Source organism: Rhodopseudomonas sp., from assembly GCF_036404135.1.
GTDB lineage: Bacteria > Pseudomonadota > Alphaproteobacteria > Rhizobiales > Xanthobacteraceae > Rhodopseudomonas_A.
Genome location: NZ_DASWPE010000177.1, coordinates 1 through 3,719, shown reverse-complemented (window position 1 = coordinate 3,719; position 3,719 = coordinate 1). Strand labels below are relative to the sequence as shown.

General features: G+C 67.1%; 3 protein-coding genes. All 3 read left to right on the top strand.

Annotated features, from left to right (window positions below):
* Positions 1-860 (top strand): Mur ligase family protein (locus VGC77_RS20265; protein WP_331173364.1); only part of this gene is annotated, 860 nt, incomplete at its 5' end.
* 12 nt (positions 861-872) lie between these two features.
* Positions 873-1,955: a phospho-N-acetylmuramoyl-pentapeptide-transferase gene (mraY, locus tag VGC77_RS20260; protein ID WP_331173363.1), complete on the top strand. Its 1,083-nt coding sequence runs from the start codon at positions 873-875 to the stop codon at positions 1,953-1,955.
* 154 nt (positions 1,956-2,109) lie between these two features.
* Positions 2,110-3,510 carry a UDP-N-acetylmuramoyl-L-alanine--D-glutamate ligase gene (murD, locus tag VGC77_RS20255; protein ID WP_331173362.1) on the top strand — a complete coding sequence of 467 codons (1,401 nt, stop codon included), beginning with the start codon at positions 2,110-2,112 and terminating at the stop codon, positions 3,508-3,510.
* The last annotated feature ends 209 nt before the right edge of the window (positions 3,511-3,719 follow it).

The window sequence follows — 3,719 nt, the reverse complement described above, 5'->3', positions numbered from 1 at the left end:
CGGTGCATCTGGAATTCTTCGACAGCGTCGAGGCGATCGCCGACGCCAAGGCGGAGATCTTCACCGGGCTGGAGCCGCACGGCGCGGTGGTGCTGAACCGCGACAATCCGCAATTCGCAAGGCTGCGCCAGCGCGCCAAGTCGCTCAGCATCAGCCGCATCGTGTCGTTCGGCGCCGACGCCAAGGCCGACGCGCGGCTGTTGGACATCGCGCTGCAGGCCGACTGCTCGGCGGTGCGCGCCGCGATCTTTGGCGAGGACGTCACCTACAAGCTCGGCATTCCCGGCCGCCACATGGCGATCAATTCGCTGGCGGTGCTGGCGGCGGCGGAATTGGTCGGCGCCGATCTGGCGCTGGCGGCGCTGACGCTGTCGCAGGTGCAGCCGGCCGCCGGCCGCGGCGTGCGTCGTCCGCTGCAGGTCGCCCATGGCGAGGCCACGCTGATCGACGAGAGCTACAACGCCAATCCGGCGTCGATGGCCGCGGCGCTCAACGTGCTCGGCCAGGCCGCGGTCGGGCCGCACGGCCGCCGCATCGCGGTGCTCGGCGACATGCTCGAACTGGGATCGCGCGGGCCTGAGCTGCATCGCGGCCTCAACGAGGCGATCAAGGCCAACGCCATCGACACGGTGTTCTGCTGCGGAGTGCTGATGCGCCAGCTCTGGGACGCCCTGTCCACCGGAAAGCGAGGCGGCTATGCAGAGGATGCGGCCGCTCTCGAATCACAGGTCATCGCCGCGATCCGCGGCGGCGACGTCATCATGGTCAAGGGCTCGCTCGGCTCGCGCATGAAAACCATCGTCACCGCGCTGGAGCGGCGCTATCCCGGCAATGCCGCGCTCAGCGACGCTGCGGTGTAAGGGCGGCTTTTCATGCTTTATTGGCTGATCGATTTCTCCAGCACGATTCCGGCGTTCAATGTGTTTCGCTACATCACCTTCCGCACCGGCGGCGCGATGGTGACCGGGGCGCTGTTCGTGTTCATGTGCGGGCCGTGGATCATCGACAATCTGCGGCTGCGCCAGGGCAAGGGCCAACCGATCCGCAGCGACGGACCGCAATCGCATCTCAGCAAGAAGGGCACGCCGACCATGGGCGGGCTGATGGTGCTGTCGGGCCTGGTGGTCGGCACCGTGCTGTGGGCCAATCCGCTCAACCCTTATGTCTGGATCGTGCTGGCGGTGACGCTCGGCTTCGGCTTCGTCGGCTTCTATGACGATTACCTGAAGGTGACCAAGCAGAGCCAGAACGGCTTTGCCGGCCGCTCCCGGCTGCTGATCGAAGCGGTGATCGCCGCGGCGGCCTGCTACGCGCTGGTGCGGCTTGGCCGCGATCCGTTGTCGAGCTCGCTGGTGATCCCGTTCTTCAAGGATGTGGCGATCAACCTCGGCTGGTTCTTCGTGGCGTTCGGCGCCTTCATCGTGGTCGGCGCCGGCAACGCGGTCAATCTCACCGACGGCCTCGACGGCCTCGCCATCGTGCCGGTGATGATCGCCGCGGCGAGCTTCGGGCTGATCTCCTATCTCGCCGGCAACGCGGTGTTCGCCGATTATCTGCAGATCAATTACGTCGCCGGCACCGGCGAATTATCCGTGTTATGCGGCGCGCTGCTCGGCGCGGGGCTAGGGTTTCTGTGGTTCAACGCGCCGCCGGCCTCGATCTTCATGGGCGACACCGGCTCCTTGGCGCTCGGTGGCATGCTCGGCTCGATCGCGGTGGCGGTGAAGCACGAGATCGTGCTGGCGGTGATCGGCGGGCTGTTCGTGCTGGAGGCGGTGTCGGTGATAGTGCAGGTGGCCTCGTTCAAGCTGACCGGCAAGCGGGTGTTCAAGATGGCGCCGATCCATCACCATTTCGAACAGAAGGGCTGGACCGAACCGCAGATCGTGATCCGGTTCTGGATCATCGCGGTGATGCTGGCACTGGCCGGCCTGTCGACGCTGAAGCTGCGGTGATGGCAGCGTGTGATTTTGCCGTCATCCTGAGGTGCGAGCACTTGCGAGCCTCGAAGGACGACGGCAATCCAATGGCGCGCATCCTTCGAGGCGCGCCGCAGTTACGGCGCGCACCTCAGGATGACGCGCTCCCTGTTGCGGGAAAGGTTCTTTTGTGACCCCCATTACTTCCTTCGCCGGCAAGACGGTTGCCGTATTCGGACTCGGCGGCTCGGGGCTGGCGAGCTGCCAGGCGCTGCAGGCCGGCGGCGCCGACGTCGTCGCCAGCGACGACAACATCGACCGGCTGGTCGAGGCGGCGCGGGCCGGCTTCATCACCGCCGATCTGCACAGCGTCACCTGGAGCAACATCGCCGCCCTGGTGCTCACCCCCGGCGTGCCGCTGACCCATCCCGTGCCGCACTGGACCGTGCTGGCGGCGCAGGCGGCCTCCGTCGAAGTGATCGGCGACGTCGAACTGTTCTGCCGCGAGCGCCGGCATCTGGCGCCCGACGCGCCGTTCGTCGCCATCACCGGCACCAATGGCAAATCCACCACCACGGCGCTGATCGCGCATCTGCTGCGCGAGGCCGGTTTCGACACCCAGATGGGCGGCAATATCGGCACCGCGATCCTGTCGCTGCAGCCGCCGGCGGCCGGCCGGGTCCACGTCATCGAGATGTCGTCGTATCAGATCGATCTCACACCTTCGCTTGACCCCGCTGTCGGCATCCTGCTCAACGTCACCGAGGATCATCTCGATCGCCACGGCTCGATCGAGCATTACGCCGCGGTGAAGGAGCGGCTGGTCGCCGGCGTGCAGGACGGCGGCACCGCGATCGTCGGCGTCGACGATGATTTCAGCGCCACCGCCGCCGAGCGCGTCGCGCTGGCCGGCAAGACTGTGCTGCGGCTGTCGGTGAAGCGCCCGCTGGCCAATGGCATCGTCGTCGAAAACAACGCGATCTATCGCGTCAACGACGGCGAGCACGAGGCGATCGCGCGGATCGACGGCATCGGCTCGCTGCGCGGGGCGCACAACGCGCAGAACGCCGCGGCCGCGGCCGCCGCGGTGCTGGCACTCGGCGTCGAGCGCGAGGCGCTGCAACGCGGCCTGCGCAGCTTTCCGGGGCTGGCGCATCGCATGGAGCAGGTCGGCCGCCAGGGTGAGACGTTGTTCGTCAACGACTCCAAGGCCACCAATGCCGACGCCGCCGCCAAGGCGCTGTCATCCTACGAAGAGATCTTCTGGATCGCCGGCGGCAAGCCGAAGACCGGCGGCATCGACAGCCTCGCCGGGTTCTTTCCGAAGATCCGCAAGGCGTATCTGATCGGCGTGGCGGCTGAGGAGTTCGCCGCGACGCTGGACGGCAAGGTGGAGTACGAGATCTGCGAGACGCTGGAGGTCGCGGTGCCGCACGCCGCGCGCGACGCCACAGCCTCCGAGCTGGTCGAGCCGGTGGTGCTGCTGTCGCCGGCCTGCGCCTCGTTCGATCAGTTCCGCAATTTCGAAATCCGCGGCGATCGGTTTCGCGAACTGGTCGCCGCGCTGCCGGGCGTCAAGCCGGTGAAGTGAGGCCCGCGCGCAAGCGTGCCATCAGGCGCTGCCGCGCAGCGCCGTCGTTCAGCGCGCGTCGCAAGCATAGCGCCGTCATCCTTGTAACTTAAATTCTGCTGGGCGAGGCGGTAGGCTGTCTCGCGCGGTGGCGGACGAGAGACCGGGTCATCCGAGGGCTTTGAAGCCCGAACCTCAGCTTGGGCCTTCGTCCGTCGTTCCATCGAACC